Source organism: Psychrobacillus sp. BL-248-WT-3 (assembly GCF_012843435.1).
Lineage (GTDB): Bacteria > Bacillota > Bacilli > Bacillales_A > Planococcaceae > Psychrobacillus.
This window is the reverse complement of the sequence record NZ_JABAFC010000022.1, coordinates 1-24,210: the sequence shown is the minus strand read 5'-3', so window position 1 is coordinate 24,210 and position 24,210 is coordinate 1. Positions and strand designations below refer to the sequence as shown.

Here is a 24,210-nt window from a genome sequence, read left to right as displayed (position 1 = left end):
AAATGGAACGGATTAATGAAACGCTCAAAAGAGTAGTCACTCCTGAATTTACTTCTCGATTGGATGAGCTGCAGCAGGAAGTATTAGAGGAACCAAATATACAAGCATTTATAGAGGAAAACTCAGATGAAATATCTAAACAGGTAATCAATCGGAGCTTGAGTAAGTTATATGAATATAAATCACAGTCTCATGATTGCAAGGGCTGTCCTTCCTTAGACGAATGTGCGAATTTTATGAAGGGCTATGAGCCGAAGCTAGTGTTAGACCGAAGCCTAATAGATGTTGAGTATGTAAGGTGTAAACGAGGGGTTATAGAGGATGAGCGTAAAAAAGTGACCTCTATGATAGACAGTATTCATATGCCTAAAGAGGTGATGGAGGCTAGTCTCTCAAGCTTAGACTTACAAGATGATAGTCGTGTTGTAGCAGTTCGAGCTGCTAAGGACTTCTTAAATGAATGGGAAAGAACAAATAAATTACCTGCAAAAGGACTTTATATTTACGGAAAGTTTGGAGTCGGTAAGTCCTACTTATTGGGCGCACTAGCAAACGAACTAGCAGCTAGACATATTCATTCAGTAGTTGTATACGTCCCTGAATTTCTTCGCGAAATGAAACAGGCTATACAAGATCAATCTCTTCCTGAAAAAGTAGAGTTTGTAAAAAAAGCACCTGTGCTTATGCTAGACGATATTGGTGCAGAAACAATGTCTAGCTGGACGCGTGATGAAATTATAGGAACTATTCTCCACTACAGGATGTCAGAACAGCTTCCAACCTTTATGTCTTCTAACTTTAACTATGATGAATTACAGCATCATCTTTCTTATACTCAACGAGGAGAAAAAGAGGTAGTAAAAGCAGGACGTATTATGGAACGGATCAAAGCGCTGACTATCCCAGTTGCTCTTCAAGGGAAGAACTGGAGAGAGCATAAATAACTACTTGCAAATGCTAAAGTCGTGGCGTATAATCATTTTCATAAGAACAAGTAGATGCGTTGAAGAGGATAATAATCAGTTTGTACGACTTTTTAGAGAGAGAAGCCTTGGCTGAAAGCTTCTTAAGCACCGGCAATCGATTTACCACCTCCGAGCAGCAGCTGTGAAATTGTAGTAGCAGCTTGCCGGTCACCGGTCCGTTAACCGATGCAAAGCTTCGTCTATATTCGTATAGATAGAAGAAGGGTGGAACCACGATTTAAACCTCGTCCCTTTACCGGGACGGGGTTTTTTATTTTGTCTAAAATAATCGTCTTACCTAAACCAGCTAATCTGCTCAAGGGAAGAGCGATTTTAGGCTGATACTTAATCCAAAATTATTAAGGAGTGTTCAACGTGGCAGATGTTATTAAGTTACAATTTCCAGATGGAGCAGTAAAAGAGTTTCCTTCATCAACAACTACAGAAGAAATAGCACAATCTATTAGTCCAGGGCTTCGAAAAAAAGCTTTAGCAGGTAAATTAAGCGGTCAGCTGATCGATCTTAAAACACCGATTACTGAGGATGGAGAGATTGCGATTATTACTCCTGAGTCAGATGAAGCGTTAGAAATTCTGCGTCATAGTTCAGCTCACTTACTGGCACAAGCTGTAAAGCGTCTATTTAAAGATGTTAAGCTAGGAATTGGACCAGTCATTGAAAATGGTTTCTACTATGATATTGACTCACCAGAACCAATAACAGCTGATGACTTACCTTTAATAGAAAAAGAAATGAAAAAAATTATTAATGAAAACATCGAAATTATTCGTCATGACGTTTCTCGTGAAGAAGCTTTTGAAAAGTTTCAGGATGATGAGTATAAAGTAGAGCTGCTTGAAGCGATACCAGCTGGAGAACAAGTTTCGATTTACGAGCAAGGAGATTTCTTTGACCTTTGCCGTGGTGTTCATGTTCCTTCTACAGGAAAGCTAAAAGAGTTTAAACTGCTAAGCATTGCAGGAGCATATTGGAGAGGTAACAGTGACAATAAAATGCTTCAACGTATTTACGGAACTGCCTTCTTTAAAAAAGAGGACCTTCAAACGCATCTTAAAATGTTGGAAGAGGCAAAAGAACGTGACCATCGTAAAATTGGTAAGGAGCTAGAGCTTTTCACTAACTCTTTAAAGGTTGGACAAGGTTTACCTCTATGGTTACCAAACGGTGCAACTATCCGACGCGTAATTGAGCGTTATATCGTAGACAAGGAGCTAAAGCTTGGTTACAAACACGTTTACACACCAGTTTTAGGGTCTAAAGAACTTTATGAGACATCAGGACATTGGGAGCATTACCAAGACTCTATGTTCCCTCCTATGGAGATGGATAACGAAACACTAGTATTACGTCCAATGAACTGTCCTCACCATATGATGATATTCAAAAACGGTATGCATTCTTATCGTAACCTTCCTCTACGAATCGCGGAGCTAGGAACAATGCACCGCTATGAAATGTCTGGAGCAGTATCAGGACTTCAACGTGTACGTGGGATGACGTTGAACGATGCCCATTTATTTGTACGTCCAGATCAAATTAAATTGGAATTCCAAAAGGTTGTTGAATTAATCATCTCTGTCTATAAAGACTTTGACTTGAAAGATTACTCATTCCGTTTATCTTACAGAGATCCTAACAATAAAGAAAAGTACTTTGATGATGATGTAATGTGGGAAAAAGCTCAAAGCATGCTAAAAGAAGCTATGGATGAATTAGGATTAGATTATATTGAAGCAGAAGACGAAGCTGCATTCTACGGTCCAAAACTAGATGTTCAAGTAAAAACTGCTATTGGTAAGGAAGAAACATTATCAACAGTTCAATTAGACTTCTTACTACCAGAGCGCTTTGATCTAACATATGTAGGGGAAGATGGAAAACCACATCGTCCTGTCGTTATTCACCGTGGAGTAGTTTCTACTATGGAACGTTTTGTTGCATTCCTAATAGAAGAATACAAAGGAGCTTTCCCGACTTGGTTGGCACCAGTGCAAGTTGAGATTATTCCAGTTTCTAATGAAGTACATTTCGAGTATGCTAAGCAAATTGAAGAGCAATTAGTTGCAGCTGGGTTCCGTGTAGAAATGGATGACCGTGAAGAAAAGCTTGGCTACAAGATTCGCGAAGCACAAATGCAAAAGATTCCTTATATGCTAGTGCTAGGAGATAAAGAGTTAGAATCAGGTAATGTAAACGTTCGTAAATATGGAGAGCAAAAATCCGAAAGTATTCCGTTCGACGAATTTTTAGCTCGTCTGCAAGAAGAAGTAGCACATAATTAATTATATAATTATATTGTTGACAAATAGTTTTGTGGATGGTATAGTTATTTAGGTTATTGAATACAAGTTTGTGGTATAAGAAGAGGCTGCCCGCTTCTCACCTGCTCGACACATTGGTTGTTGACTGGTAAGCACACGATCGACTGTAATATGTAGTTGCTACATATTTCTCATATCGGCGGGCAGACATTAACAGATGTCTGCTCGCTTTTTTATTGGATCGAAAACGGCGTGACTGATTCGTTTCTACGGAATTTATGCCCAAACCATGTATTCGCGACACTATCTGGAGGTGGATCATTATTAGCAAAGACATGTATGTGAACGATGGCATTCGAGCACGCGAACTACGCGTTATTGATCAAAATGGTGATCAATTAGGTTTAAAAACACGTAACGAAGCACTTGAAATAGCAGGTCGTGTAAATTTGGATCTTGTCCTTGTGGCTCCTCAAGCCAAGCCACCGGTCGCTCGTATCATGGACTATGGTAAATTCAAATTTGAGCAGCAAAAGAAAGATCGTGAAGTTCGTAAAAATCAAAAAGTTATCGTAATGAAAGAGGTTCGCTTGAGCCCGACTATCGATGAGCATGATTTCCAAACGAAATTGAAAAACGCGATCAAGTTCCTTGAAAAAGGAGACAAAGTGAAAGCATCTATTCGCTTTAAAGGTCGTGCCATTACTCATAAAGAGATCGGACAACGAGTTTTAGATAGATTTGCAGAAGCTTGTGCGGAAGTATCCACTATCGAGTCAAAACCGAAAATGGACGGACGCAGTATGTTCTTGGTGCTTGCACCTAAGAACGAAAAACAGTAATAGAGTACAATTGTTTAGGAGGAATTCGACATGCCGAAAATGAAAACTCACCGTGGAGCTGCAAAGCGTTTCAAAAAAACGGGTACAGGTAAATTAAAACATGACCGTGCTTTTGGAAGCCACTTATTCGCTAACAAATCTACTAAAGCTAAACGTAAACTACGTAAAACTAAAGTAGCTTCTTCAGGCGATTACAAACGTATCAAAACTTTACTTACTTACATGAAATAATTTAAACGAAATCAAATTATTCGAAAGAATAGCAGGAGGTAATGAACATGCCACGCGTAAAAGGCGGAACAGTGACGCGCAAGCGTCGTAAAAAGGTATTAAAATTAGCTAAAGGTTATTACGGTTCTAAACATACATTATATAAAGTAGCAAACCAACAGGTTATGAAATCTTTAATGTATGCATACCGTGACCGTCGTCAAAAGAAACGTGAATTCCGTAAACTATGGATCACACGTATCAATGCGGCAGCTCGTATGAACGGACTTTCTTACAGCCGTTTAATGCACGGATTGAAATTAGCTGAAATCGAAGTAAACCGTAAAATGTTAGCTGAATTAGCTGTAACTGATGCAGCAGCATTTACACAAATTGCTGATTTAGCAAAAAAAGCAATCAACAAATAAGTTAGATGAAAAGGCTGATAGATTTTCTATCAGCCTTTTTTTACAATCTAATTTAGTTTGCCTGTCAGAGCAGAGATAGGGGCTTATGCTTTTCTAAGGAGGATTATTATGGTTAATGTGATTCTTATTTTTATTTTATTAATGTCGGTGTCTGCGTTCGTTTTGATGGGCTATGATAAGTCCCAAGCGAAGAAAAGGGGACAACGGATATCGGAAAAAACATTATGGACTTTCGCAATCTTTGGTGGAGGAATAGGAGCCTATTTAGGGATGCAGCTATTTCGTCATAAAACATTGCATACTAGCTTTCGTGTAGGTTTTCTTATGTTATTAATCGTGTACGTCTTTCTAATTGTTTGGTTACTGACAGATAACAGTGCAGTAATATTCTAGGCTAAATAGTAGAACAATTAAATCTATGAAACTTTTTACTGGGCAAACCGTATAAAACTTATGAGGGGAGCTGAGATAATGACCAAATACAATAAGTATTTGCTATCAATAATAGGTTTAATAGGAGTGGTTGTAATGGTGCTCCTTTTTCTAACTGTTACATCTAGTTATTTTAATACAAAGGAAATTAACTTACTCACCAGCGGTTGCACTGAAGCAGGGGGAGCTTCAACCTTGGAAATACATAATAACCTAACAAGTGAATATTCCTTTGAGTGTAAGAAATGAGTGTAAGCCTTAGAACGAGCCTAGATTGTTAGGTTCTTTTTTATTGGAAAAAAATAATGAAAATCATAAATAGGAGCTTAGAGCTGGCAGAAATAGTATGACTAGCGATGGAGTTTTTTACAAAAATATGAATTTTTAATTAAATTAATATATAATTTAACTATGAATTGCAGCAATAAGCGGCAACGCAAGTAGTGAGATAGAGAAGACGTCGCCATAGCTGAAATCAATTCTACATTCTTATAAAAATCATATTAATGATTGATTCAATTTACAATAAAATGGAGTGATGGATGAAATGAAGCATATTTATGCATTTGAAACGCCATATGAAGCAGTTAAATATCTAGAAATCATAGAATCCTTTAAAGTTAAACTGAATGAATTTAAAGCCTTATTAGAAAAAGAATATGAATTAAATGATTCTCCGAGAGGATTCATTTGGACTCCAGGGGACATAGCAACCAGTGTCTTTTCAGATGTTCCCATTCCAGCGTATACAAATCGGCACTTAGTCTATATGACCCCAGATATTATGGAATGGCGAAATTTTTTTATGAATATATATGGGAACGTGGAAAGTGAGTTTATAAAGGATTTTTATCGGAATTTTAAAGAGGAGGATATTCTGACAATAGCTGGCCATGAAATGGTTCACCATATCGATTTGTTCCCAGATGAGTTTGATGAAGAAAGAGAAAGTATTTGGTTTGAAGAAGGAATGTGCGACTATATTGCTCGAAAAAATTTAATGACCCCTGAATCGTTTGAAACAATCACTAAAGTAGAAAGTGCAGTTGTGGCCTATTTCAATGAAAAGTTTGGAAGTAGAAGTATAGATCAATTTGGAACTGACTCTTATTCTAATGATATAACTAGCATCATGTTTGATTACTGTAGGAGCTTTTTAACTATAAAGTATTTAGTAGAAGAGCAAGCAAATAATAATCCTTTGGAAGTCTTTAAACGTTACAACGAATGGTGCGAGGCAGGAAGAAAAGAATCTCTAAGTACATATTTTAACGTCGAGAACTTGTTTATCTCATTAGACAAAGAGTCCATCATATGAAACAAAGAATGGTAATCATGACCGTTGGAAAAACGCATAGTGGAAAAACTACATTTGCTAAAATGTTAGAAAAAAATTTAACAAACTCAGTTGTCATCGATCAGGATAATCATGCAGCATTCTTAAATACATATTACAAATCTCTTTTACCGAAGACATCAAAAAATAAGCTAAAATACGGGCTTACCCAAATGATTGTCGATTATACGGTAAAAGAGACTAATTGCCATGTAATCTTGTGTAACTCTAATAGAGATATGAGTGGTAGAAAAAAGTTTCTAACGTATTATAAGAGTCTAGGCTTTTTGACGATAGTTGTTTACTTTGATATACCAGAAGTAGTGTTGTTTGAAAGAGTAAAGGTAAGCGAAAGAAGCACTTCTATTTTAAGGACGGCCTTAAGTTTTGAAGAAGTTCTTAATCGCCAAAATGAAGAAGAGGTTAAAGATCCATCCGATGAGGAAGGGGATTATTTTTTCGTAGTAAAACGTACTGAGGATGTACAAACCATCGTTCAAGAAATTGTCCGATTAGCATAAATTGAATAACAGCTGGATATTCCTAAATAAATAACTCGACTTGAATGATTTATAAAAATCGTACAAGTCGAGTTCTTTTATGTTAATTTAGTATATTTCATAAATAGCAAATTACTGATTAAATACGAAAATCCATATACAACTAAATAATTGTAGCGGAGGAAGCTGACTCAATTATAAATTAATTATGGTTGTAATGATAAAATAAACTAAAAACCCTAGTATAAAAGCAACTACAAATTTCTTAATACAATCTCCTCCTATTTCTTACAGCAATAGAATTTTTTAATCCTGTTCCTTCATCAGCTGTTCAATTGGACTCTTCCAATTTATTTTAGCGTTCGGGTAATTCATCCGTATTTCGTTTTGAAGGAAGTGGAAGTCCTCTTTTGTGAATCCCTGTAGTTTAGAAGGATCTTTAATCCAAATGAAAATAGATACTACCTCGAAAGCCTGATCAGTAGTACCAAGATATTTTTCGCCCTCAAACATGGCACCTTTATACGTAATAAAGAAATTTTTGCGTACATTTTTTATATCGTCATAGAAATAATATTGTTCTTTTTCATTTGCTTCGTCCAGCTTTCGTCTCGGATCAAATAAATAGCGTAATATTCTATAGAATACATATATAATAAGTATAATTATTAGTAATCGTATAATATGGACCATTAAAATGTCCTCCTTGTAAAATACATGATACCTGCTATACGATAGAAGAAGTAGTTTGGTTTCAAAATAATTTATTTTTTTTGAAAGAAAATAAATATATTTTTTCACAATACATATAAATCTATACAAAGGAAAGAAGGATTTAAATGGAACAAACATTAAAAGTAAAATTAATTCATGAAGATGCAATGGTACCGAACCGAGCAAATGAAGGCGATGCAGGAATGGATTTGTATTCAATTGAAGAAAAGGTAATACAAGCTGGAAAATCAGCATTAATCAGAACAGGAATTGAGATGGAACTGCCCAAAGGAACAGAAGCACAGGTTAGACCAAGAAGTGGTTTGGCGTTAAAGCATTCCATCACTGTTTTAAATAGTCCTGGAACGATAGATGAGGGCTACAGGGGAGAAGTTAGAGTCATATTAATAAATCATGGTTTAGAAGACTTTACAGTAGAAAAACATATGAGGATCGCTCAAATGATTATAGCTCCAGTTTTACAAGTGAAAATAGAGCAAACGGAAAGCTTAACCGAATCTGATAGAGGAAGAGGGGGCTTTGGTTCATCTGGGAAGTAGAGCTTAAACAAGAAAAGCGCAAGCGCCTATGTCTGCCCCGACAGGCAAATGGAGAAAAGCGAGGAGGCAGTTCCTCAGCCACCGGAGCTATTATCCATTTGACCCGAGGGGCAAGGCGGTGGAGCTAGACATCAATTTATCCACAGGTTCCGAGTTTTATAATTTCCTTAACAATAAAAAATACCCCGAATATGAATTCTTCGAGGTATTTTTTTGGATTTTGGAGAACTCTATATGCGAAATAAAAGAAAATCTATAGTGTTCCTACCTATTTATGGCCTTTAAATGTAGTAGCTTATTTATTAAAGCTGAAACTTATTTGTTTTACTTTCCGTACGATAGTTATCTTGGAAGTAGTGGGAGGTTGTCATATGAAAAAGTTTATTATTACATTCTTGTTATTCATGGTAGCTTTCCTTTCCTTTAGCCCTATAGGAGAAGCAAAGTCTTATAGCATTGACAAAGTACATATAAAGTCATGGATTCAACCAAACGGTGACTTATTAGTTAATGAGGTATTTACCTATACTTTTAATGGTTCCTTTCATAACCTTTATAGAGAATTTCCTGATACATACAATGAGCGGGTAGTAGATTTTTATTCCTATGAGCTTACTAGCTTAGACATGGAGCCAGGCTTTGTGGGAGCAGAATCGATGATTCCATTAACTGTCTCCTTTGAGGAAGGCCATTTTCGAACAAACATCAAGAAAACTAATGAGAAGGTATCTTACTTCTATGCTTATACCTTAAAGAATGCTGTTAAGACATATGACAATTACAGTGAGGTAAAGGTGACGTACTTTAGCGGGGATGCACATGATCAAGCTTACGAGAATGTGACAATAGATTTTATACTTCCGAAACCACTAAATCCTGATACTTTCGATGGATTTATGTTTGATCGACATGCGGGAAAACGAGAAAAAAACCAATATGGTATACGATTTGTGACTCCTAAATCGGAAGCGTATTCTACTACGGAGACTAGTTTCTATTTTCCTTCTTCCGTAATGACAGCAATGCCGAAAATTAAGTCCGCACAAACTTTAAGTGGAGCCATTGCTTTAGAGCAAAAACAATTTGATAAGATGCTGAGTCGTTTAGATTACATTGAAATGGTAAAGAGTCTCATCCCAAAAGTTATGATGGGAATGCTTATTGTCGCTATCTTCTTAATTGTTTTATTACCACAGAGACATTTTTGGAGGACTGGCTCTGAAAAAGATGTGATAGAGACGGATGCATTGTACATGTTTTTTGTTGATCAAATCGGAAAGACTCATAAAAAAAGCTTTTTGGCAGGGTTATTTTCATTAGTAGAAAAAGGAACAGTAAAGGTAAGCAAAGGAAAAGCGGCAGTTCGTTTTCAAAATGATCCAAAGGCTCCTAGAGAGACATTAGAGTTTCAACTGGTCAATCGAAGTCTAGTGAATGCCGATTTTGAAAATACAATGATAGATTGGCTATTCGGAGTAAAAAATGGATCAAACAAATGGACGTTTAATTTGCATGATGTCGCTGGAGCAGCAAGAGATGAGAAAAGGCAAAATGGCTATTTTGCTCAGCGGAAAAAAATATTTAAAGAAAAGCAGAAGCAATGGGAGTTAGCAGTTGAATCAGAGATGATCGAGGCTGGTGCCTTAAATAACCGTATCCCACTTATGATTTTAAGTATAGCGACCATTATAATGGCTATACTATTTTCTATTGCATATTATGCAGACTTAAGAAGCATCTGGGGAATTGTCTGCATTATAACAGTGTCTCTTATATATATCGGAATGCTATGGTGTAAGAAAAAATCAAAACGATTATTATTCTTATATATGGGTTTCATGTTTTTTGCTAGCGTAAATTTAGTAGATGAAGCATTACTTCATCAAACGTATGATTTGTTACTTGCTTTCATTGTATTATATTTTACTGTACCAAGAAATATTTTATCGATGAATGCAGTCAGAGCTAAGGATTCTATAAGGGCTTTTAGAAAAGCACTAAGCAAACAAGATCATACTGTATTGCACAAGGAAGATAAGCGGATCATTCGAGCCTATTTGTTTAAACGAAGTCGCCAGTCTTATCCACTAGAAACAGCGCGTGCTGTCCCATTGGCTGGATTGCTGTTAACAGACACTGACCCTATGAAATTTGTAGAGGATTCATGGAGATGGACAAAAGGATATCTATTTTCTGGAGCTGGTTCTTCTGGAGGCTCCGCTACATATTCAGATAGCGGAGGAAGCTACGGAGGTGGCAGCGGGGATAGTGGTGGCGGCGCCGGTGCCGATTAATGCAGGTGTATTTGTGTATCTTTAGAATTTTAAAAATATATTTTGAATAAGCATTCAATTTATCATATAATTAACTGGTGAGTATATTTAGGAGGGCGAAATAATGACAAAATTAGATGAAACATTAACAATGCTAAAAGAACTTACAGATGCAAAAGGGATTCCCGGTAACGAGCGTGAACCACGTAAAGTAATGGAAAAATATATTGCCCCTTATGCAGACAAAATTGAATTTGACAACCTCGGTAGCTTAATCGCTGAAAAAGTGGGAGATGCTAACGGACCTAAAATCATGGTTGCAGGTCACTTAGACGAAGTTGGTTTTATGATTTCCAAAATTGACGACAAGGGATTCTTGAGTTTTCAGACAGTGGGAGGCTGGTGGTCACAAGTAATGCTAGCTCAACGTGTAACGATCGTTACTCGTAAGGGCGAAACTATTACAGGTGTTATCGGTTCTAAACCACCACATATTCTTAGCCCAGAAGCACGTAAAAAGCCTGTTGATATTAAAGAAATGTTTATTGATATTGGTGCTTCCTCTAAAGAAGAAGCTATGTCATGGGGAGTATTACCAGGGGATATGGTCGTTCCATATTTTGAATTCACTGTAATGAACAACGATAAACTTCTACTTGCAAAAGCTTGGGATAATCGTATTGGTTGTGCTATTGCAATAGATGTATTGAAAAATTTACAAGGCCAAGATCATCCAAATATCGTATATGGTGTCGGGAATGTTCAAGAAGAAGTAGGTCTTCGCGGAGCTAAAACCTCTACAGCAAAAATTAACCCTGATATCGGCTTTGCAGTTGATGTGGGTATTGCTGGTGATACTCCAGGAATCACTCCAAAAGAATCATCTAGTAAAATGGGAGATGGCCCTCAAATCGTCCTATTTGATGCATCTATGGTATCCCATAAAGGATTACGCGATTTTGTAGTGGATACAGCAGAAGCAAACAATATCCCTTATCAATTTGAAACAATTGCTGGTGGGGGAACAGATGCAGGTTCTATGCATATTTCCTTAAATGGTGTACCTTGCTTGTCAATCGGTGTAGCTACTCGTTATATTCATTCACATGCAGGAATTCTGCATAGAGATGATTACGAGAATACAGTTAAATTGATTGTTGAAGTTATTAAAAAGCTTGATCGTGATACAGTAAACAATATAACTTTTAACTAATTAAACAAAACTAATGAAGAATACAGCAGTATTCCTCATTAGTTTTTTTATGTATAAAAAATGTATATAAATTCGCTTGACTTTATAAATATTCATACTTATAATAACAATTACAGAAGATACGGGTAAAGGGGATTATGAGTATGAAATTATTGGAGTGGGTAAATCTTAAATTAGTTGATAGTTTAAAAGGAAAGGATCTTTTAACACTATTGGATTACTCTAAGGAAGAAGTGACTGAATTACTAGAACTAGCTACAAACTTAAAGTCTTTAACGAAGGCTGGTAAATGTCCTCCATTGTTAGAAGGGAAGACATTAGGAATGATATTTGAAAAGCACTCTACTCGTACAAGGATTTCGTTTGAGGTGGGGATGAAGCAGCTAGGCGGAAATGGTATGTTCATGAACGCTAGAGATTTGCAGATTGGTCGTGGGGAATCTGTTTATGATACAGCACATGTCCTCTCGGGTTATCTAGATGGCATTATGATTCGTGCTAATTCACACGCTATGGTTAAAGAACTTGCGGAGCATGCGAGTATACCTGTTATAAACGGCCTAACAGACCTCTACCATCCATGTCAGGCGTTAGCAGATATATTAACAGTACAAGAAGTGAAAGGTCATACAAAAGGGCTGAAGCTGGCTTTTATTGGTGATGGTAACAATGTGGCACATTCCTTAGTGATTGCTGCTGCATACATGGGAATGCACATTGCTGTAGCAACGCCAGTCGGCTATGAGCCGAATGAAGAGATTATGGCAAAGGCAAAGGCAATTGCTCTTGCAAACGAAGGTTCCTTGTTTGTTTCTAATGATCCACTAGAAGCTGCGGTGAATGCAGATGTAGTTTATACAGATGTTTGGACTTCCATGGGGCAGGAGGAGGAAGCTGTTAAGCGTTTGGAGGAATTTAAGGATTATCAAATTAATGACAAGCTAGTAGCCAATGCGAAAGCAGATTATATATTCCTTCATTGTCTTCCGGCTCATCGAGAAGAAGAGGTTTCTAGCTCAGTAATAGATGGACCTAACTCATATATATTCCAGCAGGCAGAAAATCGCTTACATGCACAAAAAGCCGTACTTGCTTCTTTGATGGCTTAAAAATCTTTGAATAAGCTGTAACGACAGGGTGTGTCCTACAGTTTATATATATGCGATGTTGCTTATCTAGAAGGATGACCTCATCGCTACATAGGAAAAGCGATTCCGGGAGACGCTGGGATCGCTTTTTATTTTATTGGGCAAAAATTAAAACCTAAGTGATGTACAACCATACCCCAATATAGGTCAGTACAGATATATCTTCTTTCTCATCTCCAATCTATACAGCAGGAACTCCTCAAATCTATTGAAAATCAGTATCTTTACCTGCATAACTATATCCTCATCAGTAGGTGAATTCTATTTTATTCTTATAAGAAGATAAACACGAACGATAAAAAGAGAGTAAAGACACTTATATACTTTCTAAGAATAGAGGTAAAAATTGTTTTCCGCTCTGGCGGACGCTTTCAGCAGTGTGAGCGAAAAGCCATCACCACAGCACAACAAGCGTGGTTGTGAATGTCTTATTTGTCTTACTCATCCCTCTACTTGTGGCTCCGCCTAGAACTACAATCAATACATAGAAAATGTTTGGGTTAAATTTGTAAAATGCTATTTATGCTTCAATAACATAAAAATAAAAAAATGAAACGTTTTACATATCTTGTTTATCTAACGTATAGAACGAAAGGGGGATTACTCAGTTGTCGGATATTAAGAAAGTACAAAAAGCCATGAAAGGGAGTCATAAAGCATTCCAGGAGCTAATGGAAGAGCAAAAGGTAAAGCTATATAAAATAGCGTTTATGTATGTAAAAAATGAAGAGGATGCATTAGAGGTTTTTCAGGAAACTATTTATAAGGCGCTGATTTCCATTAAAAATCTGAAGGATGAACGTTATTTTTCAACTTGGTTGACTCGCATCCTAATAAATACTGCCTTAGATCTTATAAAAAAGAAGAGTAGGGTAGTGCCGATGGACAGAGAAGTACTTGAAAATAAAGTGAAGCCTTATATTACACCTGAAAACGAAATCGATTTGTTAAAAGCTGTTATGGAGCTAGATGAAAAATATAAGTCGGTAATAGTGTTGCGGTATTATCAGGATTATTCCATTAAGCAAATAGCGGAAATTTTGGAATGTCCAGAAGGAACAATTAAAACAAATATCCATCGGGGACTAATGATTTTAAGAAAAACTATGAAGGAGGATTGTGTAAATGAGTAAGCAATGGCCAGATTTAAAGAAGGAAATGGATAATATACAAGTGCCACTGGAAAAACTAGATAAAATCATACAAAATACTGCTCCTCAGTTGAAAAAGAAAAAATCTAAACTAAAGATAGTGTCCTATACGGCAGGTGCAGCTGCGGTGGCGTTATTCATTTTTGTAGGATCAGCTAGTGTTTCTCCTGCAATGGCTAAAATAGCTTCTCACGTTCCACTTATTGGCACATTTTTTAATGATGTGCAAGATGAAGGTTTACAAATAGCAGGGCAAAAAGGATTAACACAAATAATCGATCAATCATCCAAGGATAGTGGTATTACTTTAACTATTACTGAAATGTTTTATGACGGAACAAGACTTGTTTTTGGTTATACACAAGAATCATTGTTTGCAATTGGAGAATTAGAAAGACCAACATTAGAGGTAAATGGAAGAGAAATCAATTTCAGTTCTAGCTATTCAGGGGACTTTATCACGCCACAAAAGTATAAAGGAATGGTGGAAATCAATCCAACTGAGGAGCTGCCAGAGGAATTCGAGCTGAACATGAGGATAGATGCTATAGGAATAATTCCCGGTAATTGGAATTTCCAATTCCATGTGAAACAGTCGAATCAGGTGATGGTTTTACGTCCAGAAGAGGTTAGAATGATTGAAGGAGCGAACGTCAAAATAAACTCATTGAAAATTGGTCCGGCCGGTACAGATCTAGCTGTCCAAGTAAATTCTAAAGAAGAAATGGATTTTCAGCCATTTGACTTAGAATTTTTTGTTGTGGATGATGGTGGAAATGTACTTGACCAATTAGGAAAAGATGCACATGGTGAAACGGAAAATGGTGTGGTTGAAACACAAGTAGGATATCTCTTTAGCCCACTTAAGGAAGGAGCTAAAAAGCTTAGAGTTATTCCTTATAAACTAGAGAACAATTTTCCCTTAGAAAAAGTTATGATTCCGCTTGAAGGACAGAAATACCCATTTAAGTTCAGTCAAGGAGATTTCGGGGCTATTACAGTTACAGAGATTCAGTCAAATGAAGAGCAGATTATTGTATATTTTGATGTCAACAGTGAATCTCTTTACGATAATAGACTTACTAGAAATCCGATATGGTTAGAGGATGAACAAGGGAATAGTTTAGTGCTAGAGGAAGCTCCATTTGCGAAAAGGATAGAAGGTAATAGCTTTAAGCAAGTATTCAAGGCAAGTGAAATAGAAAGAGCACACTTAGCTACCTTCCAATATCCTGAGCCTATTATGTATGATGAATTTGAATTACAGGTACCAGACAAATAGTTTTTGATACTTGTACTTCCAGAGAGTAAGTGCTCTCTTATGTATCTATCATTGGATAATGCAAATCGAGATCTATCTAAAGTAATGGATAATCAAAATAGGAATGGCAGTGTGAACATCCACTGCCATTCCTATTTTAAATCTGTGAAGGCTTACTTTCTAACGGGATCGCTTCCATCTCTTCTTCCTCGGAATCTGCTGCATTTTTTGACCAAATAGTTGCTATAATTGGGCCTGAGATATTGTGCCAAACAGCTCCTAGAGCGCTTGGAAGTGCAGCTAACGGTCCTAAATGGGCAGTTGCTAGTGCAACACCTAAGCCTGAGTTTTGCATACCAACCTCAATTGAAATGGCACGGCAGTCAGATCTAGATAGCTTCATCATTTTCCCAGTGAAGTAGCCAAGCAATAGACCAGCACCATTATGAAGGAAGACCCCAACAAAAACTAATAATCCTGCAGAAGCGATGTTATTAACATTACCTGCGACTACTGCTGAAACAATGATGATAATAGCTAATACAGAGATTAATGGTACAACGTTTGCGCTTTTTTCTACAACCGTTGGTAATAATTTTTTAATAAGTAGACCAAGAACAATCGGAACGATAATTACTTGGACAATGGACATAAACATATCCATTACATTTACCGGCATCCATTGCCCAGCTAACCATAAAAGTAAAACTGGTGTCATTAAAGGCGCCAAGAGAGTAGAGAAGGACGTCATTGTAATAGAAAGTGGTACATTTCCTTTCGCTAAGTAAACCATTACATTTGATGCGGTTCCACCTGGTACAGAGCCTAGGAGTACAAGGCCGGCAGCTAATTCATTAGGAAGCTGTAGCATGTAGGCTATTGCAAAAGCAACTAATGGCATGATGACAAATTGTGCTGCTACACCGATTAATACTGGTTTAGGATTAGTTAAGATTAGCTTAAAATCTACTGCTTTAAGCGTTAGGCCCATTCCAAACATAACTACCCCTAGTAGGAGAGTTATATAACTACGAAATGGCAGGAAGGTTTCTGGTATTAAGTAAGCTATTACAGCAATTAAGATAACCAAGAGGGCAAAATATTTGCCAGCAAAGCTACTGATTTTCTCTAATGTTTTCATATTACTCACCTTCTCTTTCAAGTTTTACAATTTTGTTTGGATTTAAAATATTGTTGGGATCTAAAGCAACTTTAATCTTTTCCATAACTTGAAGTGCCTCCCCGTGTTCTGCTGCCTGGTATTTTTGCTTCCCTACACCTACCCCGTGCTCGCCTGTACAAGTACCTTTTCGTTCCAGAGCGTATCGTACGATTTTTTCGTTATAGGTCACGGCCTTCTGTATTTCTTCCGGATCGTTCATATCAATCATGATAAGGGCATGGAAATTTCCATCACCGACATGACCTGTAAGGCCTCCTATCAACCCGATAGCATCAAGTTCCTTACGTGCAAATATGACAGCGTCAGCTAGCTCGGAAATAGGAACACAAACATCGGTCACCATGAGCTTCTTTCCTACGTTTCCATGAATGTAAGCATAGGCTAGATTATGTCTTGCGTCCCAAAGCTTGTTTCGAGCAGCGTTATCGGTTTCAAATTGAATATCCTCACTGCCATGGTCCTTCACAATTTCTTGAGTAAATTCTACATCTTGAGCAAGTCCAGCTTCATTGCCGTGGAATTCCAAAAACAATGTAGGCTTTTCAGCGTAGTTAGTTTCACTAAATTGATTTACCTGACGAATAGAGCTTTCATCTACTAGCTCTACGCGAGCAATCGGTATACCTGCCTGTAAAATAGAGGTTACTGCCTCCACTGCATGTTTGACAGTAGGGAATGTTGCTCTAGCAGCAGTCGTGAATTCTGGTATGCCATACACCTTTAAAGTCAGTTCTGTAAAACAGCCTAATGTACCCTCCGAACCAACAAACAACCCATTCAAGTGAAATCCAGAGGCAGATTTAGCTGCCAAGTTTCCTGTATGTATGATTGTTCCATCCGCAAGCACTACTTCTAGGTCTCGAACTTGATCTCTCATAACTCCGTACTTCACAGTTGTAGTCCCACTCGCATTTGTAGCGGCCATTCCGCCAAGAGTAGCATCAGCACCAGGGTCAACCGAAAAGAATAAACCATACTTTTTTAACTCCATGTTCAGCTGTGTTCTCGTTACACCTGGCTGGACTATCACAAGTAAATCCTGTTCTCTTATTTCCAATATTTTATCCATCAAAGAAAAATCGATCGTTATTCCATTATCATAGGGAATCACATGCCCTTCTAAACTCGTGCCACGACCAAAGGGTACGACTGGAACTCCAAGTTTATTAGCAGTCTTCATGATATTGCTCACATCTGCCGAGTTTTTAGGGAAAACGACAATGTCTGGCAAGCTAATAGAATGGTAGGATTCATCTTTTCCATGTAATTCTCGGATAGTTTGGTTGGTGGAGATCTGGTCTTGCTCTAGGTGTTCTTGCAATGCTTCCACTATATTTTCCATTAAAATCTTCATTCGCTTCGCCTCTTTGCTATAATTTAGATGTATAACTTTTATGATTTTTCTAATTATTCAAACTCATAGAGTAATTATATACAGTATATTATATAAATCAAGAACAAATTATCTAATAAATAAAATAATTTAGTAGTTTAGTGGATTGAAATGTTTTGTTTTCTATTTTATTAATAAAAGGAGAAAAAAATGACGGAGAATGAACTAGTTGTATATCATATTGTTACAAGAAACAAGATGAGAGTGGGGCAGATAATTGATTTTAGTGAGAACCAAAAGAATACGTTATATCACTTCTTTTTCGAAAAAGAACAATTAAATTCCAAGGGAGAAGACTTTGTTCAAATTTTTCAAAACCAATACACAAATGAAGGGGTTAACTTAACTAAAGAGGATGCAGAAGTTGGCCATAAATATTTGGACCAAACGACTAGAGCAATTCGTGAAACGATAGTAGAAATGGTTAGATTAGAGGAATATCCGAATTACCCATCTAGATTATCCTGTCTATATGCTACAAAAAGCTTAGAGGATGCACTCAAATGGGCAGACTTATTTAATTCCTATAATCGGCAGGTGTTGCAGCTTGTTAAGCTTCGAGTTGATGGTAAAACTTTTGAGGGAGATGCTAGCTTTTTGCCAAAGGAAGATGGTATATCTTTTGCAAAGAAAATAGAGCAGGCAAGAGAGTATTGGCAAGGAAATGTAATCAGTGGACTACCTGAGATGTTAGTGGACGGAAAAATAGAAGTTGTAGAAATTCTAGAAGAGTATGAATAATGTTGGGAGGTTAACAATGATTCGATATTTTGGGTTTCTTATAATACTTGTATCCGTAGTTAGTTTATGGGGTTGTAAAGAAGAAAGTCAGGAAAATCAATTTGTGAGGGAAGGGATAGTAGCAGAGGTCTCTGATGCTCATGTTTTTATTTATGAAGAGCAACCAGGAATAGATAGAATTCTAACAAAGGAGGAAGTTACATCTAAATCTATTCAATCTTCTTCCTTTGGATTTGACGAACAAATCTCTAATATAGAGGTTGGGGACAAGGTGAAAGTTTGGTATGATGCCTTGGACACAAGCTCACCAAGCTCTGGTCATGGTACTAAAATTGAATTAATAAAGAGACCGTAGTATCTACGGTCTCCGTTAGCCAATACTTATTGAGCAAATGCAGTAGAAACATTATTTAGCATTGCTTGTTTGCTGGATTCATCAGCAGATTTCCACCATTTTTCAAAAATTACGCCTAGACCAGGTAGTAAATGTTCTTCTCCTCGGTTAATTGCATCTTCTACCACTTCTTTAATATCAGTAGCTGAATTACCCTTTAGGTTAGCTGCTATTGCTTCTCGAATTTGAAAATCCATTTTCATCACTCCTTGTCTTCATCTTTCCCCACGTCTCGTCAACTATACATAATTTTTTTGAATTGACGGAAGATAAATATGAACATATGAACTAATCGAGGAACATGATATAATCTTCTACAAAGAAAAGATGCTAAACTATTTGTTTTGCAGCATTTTAGAAAAAGGCGGTACAAAATATGAAACGAATCGAATCTCCTCAAAACTCTTTAGTGAAGCATTGGAAAAAATTACTCAGTGTTCGAAAAGAAAGAGATAAAACTGGTGAATTTATTATTGAAGGCTATCATTTAGTAGAAGAAGCAATCAAACAAAAAGAACTTGTCTTAACAATCATGTTAAGCGATACAAGTGAAATTCCTGCCAGTTGGGATGTAGACAATCTAGAAATAGTAGAAATTAATGATGTTATTAAAAAAGAGCTTGCAGAAACAGAGCATACCCAAGGCATTTTTGCACATTGTAAACAAAATGCGGCTCAAGCAGATGAACAAGAAAATTGGAGTAAATTTTTATTAATCGATGCGGTTCAAGACCCTGGGAATATTGGAACGATGATCCGTACGGCTGATGCTGCAGGGATAGACGCTGTTATTCTTGGAAAGGGATCAGCTGATGCGTATAATTCTAAAACGCTTCGCTCTGCTCAAGGCTCTCATTTCCACATCCCCATTTTAAAAGGTGACTTAAGCTATTGGGTCGATCTGCTAAAAGAGAAAAATGTAAAAGTATATGGCACGGCATTTGAAAATTCAACGCCGTTTCATGAGGTAGAGAAAAGTGATGCGTTTGCATTAATAGTAGGAAACGAAGGTAGCGGTATACAAGCAAGTCTTTTAGAACAAACGGACCAAAATATTATTGTTCCTTTATTGGGCCAAGCGGAATCTTTAAATGTCGCAGTCGCAACAGGAATTCTTCTTTATGGGCTTACATTGAGATAAATACCCTTGATGAAATGTTTAAAAGTCCGTATAATAGATAATAATTTGATAAATAAGAAAAGCTGTCATCGGGAAAAGTATATATGATTATTCGAATGTAGGGATTTTGCGCCTAGACTGGAAGCGTAAATGGAGAATTCATATAGAAGTTCACCCCGTTAGCTGCCACCGGGACCAGTGTTTACTGTAAAGGTGTGCCGGTGTAGAGCCGTTATTCGAATTGAGTGATTGCACGTTTAGTTGTGCAATAATCAGGGTGGTACCGCGAAATTAGTCCTCGTCCCTTTTATAGGGGCGGGGATTTTTTATTTTGTCAATTAGGAGGGATTTTTCAAATGGAAGCACAACTTCAACAGTTAAAAGAAGAAGCATTACAAAAAATTGAAGCTTCACAAAACACAAAAGAATTAAATGATGTGAGAGTAGCGTATTTAGGGAAAAAAGGACCGATTACGGATTTACTAAAGGGTATGGGTAAACTCCCAGCCGAGGAACGTCCAAAAATGGGAGCACTTGTCAATGTAGTGCGTGAGGAAGTAACTGCTGTTCTAGAAGCACGCATGACATTACTTCAAGAGCAAGCGATTCAAGAACAGCTTGCAAAAGAGTCTATTGATGTAACATTACCGGGAAGACCAGTGAAAACAGGTAATCATCACCCACTCACTCGTGTAGTGGAGGAAATCGAAGATCTATTTTTAAGCATGGGTTATGAAATTGCAGAAGGTCCTGAGGTAGAAAAGGATTATTACAATTTTGAAGCATTGAATTTACCAAAAGGTCATCCAGCACGTGATATGCAGGATTCCTTCTATATTTCAGAGGATATTCTATTGCGTACGCATACCTCTCCAGTTCAAGCGCGCACGATGGAAGCAAAAGAAGGGCAACCAATTAAGATCATTTGTCCTGGTAAGGTATATCGTCGTGATAATGATGATGCTACCCATTCTCATCAATTCACTCAAATCGAAGGTTTAGTCATCGGTGAAAATATTCGTATGAGTGATTTAAAAGGTACTTTATCTTTATTCGCGAAAAAAATGTTCGGAGAAGATCGTGAAATTCGACTGCGTCCAAGTTTCTTCCCATTCACAGAGCCCTCTGTAGAGATGGATATCTCTTGCTTCAAATGTGGAGGAAGTGGTTGTAACGTATGTAAGAAAACAGGTTGGATTGAAATCCTAGGAGCAGGTATGGTTCATCCTAATGTTCTTGAGATGGCTGGTTATGATTCTAAAAAGCTTTCTGGTTTTGCGTTTGGTATGGGACCAGAGCGTATTGCAATGTTGAAATATGGAGTGGAAGATATTCGTCATTTCTATACAAATGATGTGCGTTTCTTATCGCAATTCCACCGAACAGAAGTGTAAGGAGGAAATGACATGTTAGTATCAACGAAATGGTTATCAGAATATGTAAACACACAAGGGTTGGACCCGAAAGACTTAGGTGAGAAAATTACTCGCTCAGGAATAGAAGTAGATGCAGTGATTGATCGCTCTCTAGGCATGACAAATGTGGTAGTCGGTTATGTAAAGGAAAAAGTGAAGCATCCAGAAGCAGATAAGCTAAACATCTGTCAGGTGGATGTAGGAGATGAAATCACTCAAATTATTTGTGGTGCTCCGAACGTTGACGCTGGTCAAAAGGTAATCGTTGCACGTCCTGGAGCTGTGCTACCAGGTGGCATTAAAATTAAAAAAGCAAAGCTACGCGGAGAAGTATCTAATGGAATGATCTGTTCTCTTCAAGAGCTAGGTATTGAAGGTCGCCTAGTAGCTAAAGCGTATGCAGAAGGGATTTATGTTCTTCCTGAAACAGCTGTACCAGGTGAAAGTGCACTTCCTTTATTAGGCCTGGACGATGTAGTGCTAGAGTTAGGTTTAACACCAAACCGCTCGGATGCACTAAGTATGCTAGGAGTTGCTTATGAGGTAGGGGCTATTCTTTCAGAGGATATGAAATATCCTGAGGCTGCTTATACAGAAAGCAATGAAAAGGCAGAGGACTATTTGAAGCTTCGTGTGGATGCAATAGAAGAAAATCCTCTGTATATTGCTAAGGTTGTTAAAAACGTACAAGTAAAAGAATCTCCATTATGGCTACAGAATCGTCTGATGGCTGCTGGAATTCGTCCTCATAATAACGTAGTAGATGTTACTAACTATGTATTAATGGAATTTGGTCAACCACTTCATGCATTTGACTATGACCGTTTAGCAACAAAGGAAATCGTTGTTCGCCTTGCAGCTGAAGGAGAAAAGATGGTTACACTCGATGACCAAGAACGAACACTTAAATCTAACCATTTAGTAATAACTAACGGTAAAGAGCCGGTTGCTATTGCTGGAGTAATGGGTGGGGCTAATTCAGAGGTTCATGAAGGCACGACAACCGTTGTAATCGAGTCAGCTTACTTTGCAGCTGGATCTGTACGTCAAACATCGAAAGACCATAACCTACGTAGTGATGCAAGTGCTCGCTTCGAAAAAGGTGTGGATCCAAATCGTGTAAATATGGCAGCAGAGCGTGCAGCAAGCCTATTAGCAGAGCTTGCAAATGGTGAAGTACTAGCTGGTTCCGTAGTTGTAGATAAGTTAGATAAATCTCCAGCTGAAGTTATCGTTTCTCCAGACTTCATTAACAGTCGTTTAGGAATGAAGATATCTTTAGAGGATATGACATCTATTCTGTCTCGTTTGAAATTTGAATTCCAAGCAGCTAATGGATATTTATATATTAAAGCACCTACTAGACGTCAGGATATTAAAATTCCGGAGGACATCGTGGAAGAAATAGCTCGTATGTATGGTTATGATGAGATTCCAATGACGTTACCTGTGGAAGAGTCTAAACCAGGTGGTTTAACATCCTACCAAGCAAAACGTCGCCAAGTGCGTGGTTTTATGGAAGGTGCAGGACTTTACCAAGCAATTACGTACTCATTAACTTCTAAAGAAGTAGCACAAAAGTTTGCTTTAGAAACTGCTCCTGTAACGGAACTATTAATGCCAATGAGTGAGGAGCGTAGCACGCTACGTCAAAGCTTAATCCCTCATTTGCTAGAGGCTGTAACGTATAACACTGCTCGCCAAGCAGATACCGTTGCGTTGTATGAAATTGGTTCTGTTTTCTTAGGAGAAACAGCATCTGGATTACCTCATGAGCAAGAGCATTTAGCAGGCGTTATTGCTGGTAAGTGGGTTGAGCATAGCTGGCAAGGAGAGAAAAAAGCAGTAGATTTCTTTGTTTTAAAAGGAATTGTTGAAGGTTTAATGGATTTACTTGGTCATACAAGTGAGTTAACCTTTGAACGTACAGTAATGGAAGGAATGCATCCAGGAAGAACTGCAATTATCCAATTGGCAGGGGAAGAGATCGGTATTATTGGTCAATTACACCCGGCTGAACAAAAAGCACGTGACTTAAAGGATACGTATGTATTCGAGCTGAATTTAATGAAGGTATTAAACAAAGATGCTGGAACATTGTATTATCAACCAGTTTCTAAATTCCCTTCTATTACGCGCGATATCGCATTAGTAGTGGATCAGGAAAAAGCTACTGGAGAGCTGCAAGCAATTATTCAACAATCAGGTGGAAAATTGCTTAAGGGTGTACATTTATTCGATTTATATGAAGGAGAAAAAATGGAACCAGGCAAAAAATCAGTTGCATTCTCTCTAACGTATTTCGATCCAGAGCGTACATTAACGGATGAAGAAGTAGTTAATGCACATAACAAAGTTCTAAAAGCATTAGCTGAGCAAGCAGGAGCCGAGCTGCGAGGATAAAGGCTGATCACCTTGCAGAGATGACGCAAAATCTTGCGGAAATGAGTCACAACCTTGCGGAGAATAGCTAACCTTGCAGAGATGAGCTAGAACCTTGCAGAGATGAGCTAGAACCTTGCAGAGATGTGCTAGAACCTTGCAGAGATGACTCTAAACCTTGCGGAGATGAGGGAATGTAAAATATTTTGTGTAAATGTATTACTATCTTTATTCTAAACACATACTTACTTTATCCGTTAAGGGGA

The 24,210-nt window shown here is 37.5% G+C and carries 23 protein-coding genes and 2 other annotated features; of the genes, 19 read left to right on the top strand and 4 right to left on the bottom strand.

Annotated elements, in window-relative coordinates:
- The first annotated feature begins 2 nt into the window (after positions 1-2).
- The 8 genes from dnaI (at position 3) to HF876_RS11980 (ending at position 7,017) form a co-directional block, all read left to right on the top strand.
- Positions 3-944, top strand: a complete 942-nt coding sequence (dnaI, locus tag HF876_RS12015) for a primosomal protein DnaI (RefSeq protein ID WP_169360300.1) — start codon at positions 3-5, stop codon at positions 942-944.
- Between the two features lie 50 nt (positions 945-994).
- Positions 995-1,221, top strand: a binding site (T-box leader).
- 119 nt (positions 1,222-1,340) lie between these two features.
- Entirely contained in the window at positions 1,341-3,269 is a 1,929-nt protein-coding gene (gene thrS / locus HF876_RS12010) for a threonine--tRNA ligase (RefSeq protein WP_169360299.1), read from the top strand.
- Between the two features lie 299 nt (positions 3,270-3,568).
- On the top strand, positions 3,569-4,090 hold the full coding sequence (infC, locus tag HF876_RS12005; protein WP_251553479.1) for a translation initiation factor IF-3: 522 nt from the start codon (positions 3,569-3,571) through the stop codon (positions 4,088-4,090).
- Positions 4,091-4,120: 30 nt separating this feature from the next.
- Positions 4,121-4,321 carry a 50S ribosomal protein L35 gene (rpmI, locus tag HF876_RS12000; protein ID WP_053588661.1) on the top strand — a complete coding sequence of 67 codons (201 nt, stop codon included), beginning with the start codon at positions 4,121-4,123 and terminating at the stop codon, positions 4,319-4,321.
- A 47-nt stretch (positions 4,322-4,368) separates the two neighbouring features.
- Positions 4,369-4,728 carry a 50S ribosomal protein L20 gene (gene rplT / locus HF876_RS11995; RefSeq protein ID WP_169360298.1) on the top strand — a complete coding sequence of 120 codons (360 nt, stop codon included), beginning with the start codon at positions 4,369-4,371 and terminating at the stop codon, positions 4,726-4,728.
- A gap of 108 nt (positions 4,729-4,836) precedes the next feature.
- On the top strand, positions 4,837-5,121 hold the full coding sequence (locus HF876_RS11990) for a DUF1294 domain-containing protein (RefSeq protein WP_169360297.1): 285 nt from the start codon (positions 4,837-4,839) through the stop codon (positions 5,119-5,121).
- Positions 5,122-5,707: 586 nt separating this feature from the next.
- Positions 5,708-6,478, top strand: a complete 771-nt coding sequence (locus HF876_RS11985) for a hypothetical protein (RefSeq protein ID WP_169360296.1) — start codon at positions 5,708-5,710, stop codon at positions 6,476-6,478.
- A complete protein-coding gene (locus HF876_RS11980) occupies positions 6,475-7,017 on the top strand; it encodes an AAA family ATPase (RefSeq protein WP_240949750.1) in 543 nt (180 codons plus the stop codon). The genes HF876_RS11985 and HF876_RS11980 overlap by 4 nt, the downstream gene beginning before the upstream one ends.
- A 285-nt stretch (positions 7,018-7,302) precedes the next feature.
- Here HF876_RS11980 and HF876_RS11975 read toward each other — a convergent pair whose 3' ends face one another.
- Complete coding sequence (locus tag HF876_RS11975) at positions 7,303-7,689, bottom strand: sigma-w pathway protein ysdB (RefSeq protein WP_169360295.1); 387 nt, start codon at positions 7,687-7,689, stop codon at positions 7,303-7,305.
- Between the two features lie 146 nt (positions 7,690-7,835).
- On the opposite strand from HF876_RS11975, the gene dut reads away from it, so the two are divergent.
- The 6 genes from dut to HF876_RS11945 all read left to right on the top strand — a co-directional run bounded on the left by dut (position 7,836) and on the right by HF876_RS11945 (position 15,337).
- The gene (gene dut / locus HF876_RS11970) at positions 7,836-8,270 is read left to right on the top strand and encodes a dUTP diphosphatase (protein ID WP_169360294.1); all 435 of its coding nucleotides are present in this window, start codon (positions 7,836-7,838) and stop codon (positions 8,268-8,270) included.
- A gap of 371 nt (positions 8,271-8,641) precedes the next feature.
- Positions 8,642-10,564, top strand: a complete 1,923-nt coding sequence (locus HF876_RS11965) for a DUF2207 domain-containing protein (protein WP_169360293.1) — start codon at positions 8,642-8,644, stop codon at positions 10,562-10,564.
- A gap of 103 nt (positions 10,565-10,667) precedes the next feature.
- Complete coding sequence (locus HF876_RS11960) at positions 10,668-11,756, top strand: M42 family metallopeptidase (protein ID WP_169360292.1); 1,089 nt, start codon at positions 10,668-10,670, stop codon at positions 11,754-11,756.
- A 143-nt stretch (positions 11,757-11,899) separates the two neighbouring features.
- On the top strand, positions 11,900-12,865 hold the full coding sequence (gene argF / locus HF876_RS11955) for an ornithine carbamoyltransferase (protein WP_169360291.1): 966 nt from the start codon (positions 11,900-11,902) through the stop codon (positions 12,863-12,865).
- A 647-nt stretch (positions 12,866-13,512) separates the two neighbouring features.
- Positions 13,513-14,037 carry a sigma-70 family RNA polymerase sigma factor gene (locus HF876_RS11950; protein ID WP_169360290.1) on the top strand — a complete coding sequence of 175 codons (525 nt, stop codon included), beginning with the start codon at positions 13,513-13,515 and terminating at the stop codon, positions 14,035-14,037.
- Positions 14,030-15,337 carry a DUF4179 domain-containing protein gene (locus HF876_RS11945; RefSeq protein WP_169360289.1) on the top strand — a complete coding sequence of 436 codons (1,308 nt, stop codon included), beginning with the start codon at positions 14,030-14,032 and terminating at the stop codon, positions 15,335-15,337. Before HF876_RS11950 ends, HF876_RS11945 begins: the two co-directional genes overlap by 8 nt.
- A 136-nt stretch (positions 15,338-15,473) precedes the next feature.
- On the opposite strand, the gene HF876_RS11940 is transcribed toward HF876_RS11945, so the two are convergent.
- Both HF876_RS11940 and HF876_RS11935 read right to left on the bottom strand, forming a co-directional pair.
- On the bottom strand, positions 15,474-16,457 hold the full coding sequence (locus tag HF876_RS11940) for a bile acid:sodium symporter family protein (protein ID WP_169360288.1): 984 nt from the start codon (positions 16,455-16,457) through the stop codon (positions 15,474-15,476).
- A gap of 1 nt (position 16,458) precedes the next feature.
- Complete coding sequence (locus tag HF876_RS11935; RefSeq protein WP_169360287.1) at positions 16,459-17,853, bottom strand: FAD-binding oxidoreductase; 1,395 nt, start codon at positions 17,851-17,853, stop codon at positions 16,459-16,461.
- A 189-nt stretch (positions 17,854-18,042) separates the two neighbouring features.
- Between HF876_RS11935 and HF876_RS11930 the strand changes: the two genes are divergently transcribed.
- Together HF876_RS11930 and HF876_RS11925 are read left to right on the top strand one after the other, a co-directional pair.
- Positions 18,043-18,633, top strand: a complete 591-nt coding sequence (locus tag HF876_RS11930; RefSeq protein WP_169360286.1) for a DUF2441 domain-containing protein — start codon at positions 18,043-18,045, stop codon at positions 18,631-18,633.
- 16 nt (positions 18,634-18,649) lie between these two features.
- Positions 18,650-18,988, top strand: coding sequence for a DUF3221 domain-containing protein (locus HF876_RS11925; RefSeq protein ID WP_169360285.1), 339 nt, complete (start codon positions 18,650-18,652; stop codon positions 18,986-18,988).
- A gap of 26 nt (positions 18,989-19,014) precedes the next feature.
- Here HF876_RS11925 and sspI read toward each other — a convergent pair whose 3' ends face one another.
- Positions 19,015-19,224: a small acid-soluble spore protein SspI gene (sspI, locus tag HF876_RS11920; RefSeq protein WP_169360284.1), complete on the bottom strand. Its 210-nt coding sequence runs from the start codon at positions 19,222-19,224 to the stop codon at positions 19,015-19,017.
- A gap of 179 nt (positions 19,225-19,403) precedes the next feature.
- Here sspI and HF876_RS11915 point away from each other — a divergent pair, with 179 nt between their 5' ends.
- The 3 genes from HF876_RS11915 (at position 19,404) to pheT (ending at position 23,965) form a co-directional block, all read left to right on the top strand.
- Entirely contained in the window at positions 19,404-20,168 is a 765-nt protein-coding gene (locus HF876_RS11915; protein WP_169360283.1) for a TrmH family RNA methyltransferase, read from the top strand.
- Between the two features lie 55 nt (positions 20,169-20,223).
- Positions 20,224-20,456 (top strand) — a binding site (T-box leader).
- A 47-nt stretch (positions 20,457-20,503) separates the two neighbouring features.
- Positions 20,504-21,541 carry a phenylalanine--tRNA ligase subunit alpha gene (gene pheS / locus HF876_RS11910; RefSeq protein ID WP_169360282.1) on the top strand — a complete coding sequence of 346 codons (1,038 nt, stop codon included), beginning with the start codon at positions 20,504-20,506 and terminating at the stop codon, positions 21,539-21,541.
- 12 nt (positions 21,542-21,553) lie between these two features.
- A complete protein-coding gene (gene pheT / locus HF876_RS11905; protein ID WP_169360281.1) occupies positions 21,554-23,965 on the top strand; it encodes a phenylalanine--tRNA ligase subunit beta in 2,412 nt (803 codons plus the stop codon).
- Positions 23,966-24,210: the final 245 nt, after the last annotated feature.

Excerpts from the sequence above, each read along its gene's own strand:
- dnaI (WP_169360300.1), top strand. The coding sequence starts at position 3 with ATGGAACGGATTAATGAAACGCTCAAAAGAGTAGTCACTCCTGAATTT.
- rpmI (WP_053588661.1), top strand. The coding sequence starts at position 4,121 with ATGCCGAAAATGAAAACTCACCGTGGAGCTGCAAAGCGTTTCAAAAAA.
- rplT (WP_169360298.1), top strand. The coding sequence starts at position 4,369 with ATGCCACGCGTAAAAGGCGGAACAGTGACGCGCAAGCGTCGTAAAAAG.
- HF876_RS11990 (WP_169360297.1), top strand. The coding sequence starts at position 4,837 with ATGGTTAATGTGATTCTTATTTTTATTTTATTAATGTCGGTGTCTGCG.
- HF876_RS11985 (WP_169360296.1), top strand. The coding sequence starts at position 5,708 with ATGAAGCATATTTATGCATTTGAAACGCCATATGAAGCAGTTAAATAT.
- HF876_RS11980 (WP_240949750.1), top strand. The coding sequence starts at position 6,475 with ATGAAACAAAGAATGGTAATCATGACCGTTGGAAAAACGCATAGTGGA.
- HF876_RS11975 (WP_169360295.1), bottom strand. The coding sequence starts at position 7,689 with ATGGTCCATATTATACGATTACTAATAATTATACTTATTATATATGTA.
- dut (WP_169360294.1), top strand. The coding sequence starts at position 7,836 with ATGGAACAAACATTAAAAGTAAAATTAATTCATGAAGATGCAATGGTA.
- HF876_RS11965 (WP_169360293.1), top strand. The coding sequence starts at position 8,642 with ATGAAAAAGTTTATTATTACATTCTTGTTATTCATGGTAGCTTTCCTT.
- HF876_RS11960 (WP_169360292.1), top strand. The coding sequence starts at position 10,668 with ATGACAAAATTAGATGAAACATTAACAATGCTAAAAGAACTTACAGAT.
- argF (WP_169360291.1), top strand. The coding sequence starts at position 11,900 with ATGAAATTATTGGAGTGGGTAAATCTTAAATTAGTTGATAGTTTAAAA.
- HF876_RS11945 (WP_169360289.1), top strand. The coding sequence starts at position 14,030 with ATGAGTAAGCAATGGCCAGATTTAAAGAAGGAAATGGATAATATACAA.
- HF876_RS11940 (WP_169360288.1), bottom strand. The coding sequence starts at position 16,457 with ATGAAAACATTAGAGAAAATCAGTAGCTTTGCTGGCAAATATTTTGCC.
- HF876_RS11935 (WP_169360287.1), bottom strand. The coding sequence starts at position 17,853 with ATGAAGATTTTAATGGAAAATATAGTGGAAGCATTGCAAGAACACCTA.
- HF876_RS11930 (WP_169360286.1), top strand. The coding sequence starts at position 18,043 with ATGACGGAGAATGAACTAGTTGTATATCATATTGTTACAAGAAACAAG.
- HF876_RS11925 (WP_169360285.1), top strand. The coding sequence starts at position 18,650 with ATGATTCGATATTTTGGGTTTCTTATAATACTTGTATCCGTAGTTAGT.
- sspI (WP_169360284.1), bottom strand. The coding sequence starts at position 19,224 with ATGGATTTTCAAATTCGAGAAGCAATAGCAGCTAACCTAAAGGGTAAT.
- HF876_RS11915 (WP_169360283.1), top strand. The coding sequence starts at position 19,404 with ATGAAACGAATCGAATCTCCTCAAAACTCTTTAGTGAAGCATTGGAAA.
- pheS (WP_169360282.1), top strand. The coding sequence starts at position 20,504 with ATGGAAGCACAACTTCAACAGTTAAAAGAAGAAGCATTACAAAAAATT.
- pheT (WP_169360281.1), top strand. The coding sequence starts at position 21,554 with ATGTTAGTATCAACGAAATGGTTATCAGAATATGTAAACACACAAGGG.